General features: G+C 32.5%; 1 protein-coding gene and 1 pseudogene. One reads left to right on the top strand and one right to left on the bottom strand.

Features of this window, described 5'->3' with window-relative positions; genetic code table 11:
* Window positions 1-118: 118 nt before the first annotated feature.
* On the top strand, window positions 119-244 hold the full coding sequence (locus BA053_RS08470) for a hypothetical protein (RefSeq protein WP_255356265.1): 126 nt from the start codon (window positions 119-121) through the stop codon (window positions 242-244).
* On the opposite strand, the pseudogene BA053_RS06325 reads toward BA053_RS08470, so the two are convergent.
* A pseudogene (locus BA053_RS06325) lies at window positions 237-745 on the bottom strand (transposase); the annotation flags it as partial. The gene BA053_RS08470 and the pseudogene BA053_RS06325 overlap by 8 nt on opposite strands.

The raw sequence follows: 745 nt of genomic DNA, 5'->3' as shown, positions 1-745 counted from the left end.
GCAGTGTTTAAGACTTAAAAAACGCCAATACTGAAAATAGACAATGACTAGGGCTTCTTTTGCCTTTTTTTATTTGGTAAATTTCTTAATGTTTATAGCTAAAGTAATTTAAAAGCCCGTGAAGGGTGTCATTCCAGTGCTCCTTTTTTTGTCATCCCAGTGCCCCTATGATGTCATTCCAGTCTGGAATGGCTTTGTTGCATCGCACCTTATACTGGTAGTAATTTACGATAAATTCATGTAGCCATTTCGAATTTAGCCATACCAATGTCAGTAAATTGATTAAGTAAATAACATTTAATTAGCAATTCTTTTTCACGATTTACTTCAGCTAAACAAATATTTGCTTTAATCTTGAGAAAAACCCTTCAATATAAGATTTTTCCATAATTTATTTCTTTTTTCCATTCTTTCATGCCATCTTCACCGTATAATTTTATTAACCTAATAGCAGCATTTCTGTCAGACATATAATCTATTTCTGGATGTTCTGCCGCATTGTTTATTGGTGGAATTTTTGCCTTTATATCATATTCGTTACACAATTTATAAAACTTGTGCCTATCATATGCTCTATCTGCATATAGTGCTTTTATGGCATGAACTTCTTTTAGCAAATCACAAGTTCCATAGTGATCAGAGTAAACGCCATTACTGTATTTTACAGCTATGGCTTTTTTGCTGTTTATATTCAACATTACATGCAATTTTCTTGTCTGTTCATAGCCACGATATTTTCTGTCAG

It is taken from the genome of Wolbachia endosymbiont of Nomada ferruginata (genome assembly GCF_001675785.1).
Lineage (GTDB): Bacteria > Pseudomonadota > Alphaproteobacteria > Rickettsiales > Anaplasmataceae > Wolbachia > Wolbachia pipientis.
The sequence above is the reverse complement of the archived record's forward strand: the minus strand, read 5'-3'. Positions and strand labels throughout refer to the sequence as shown.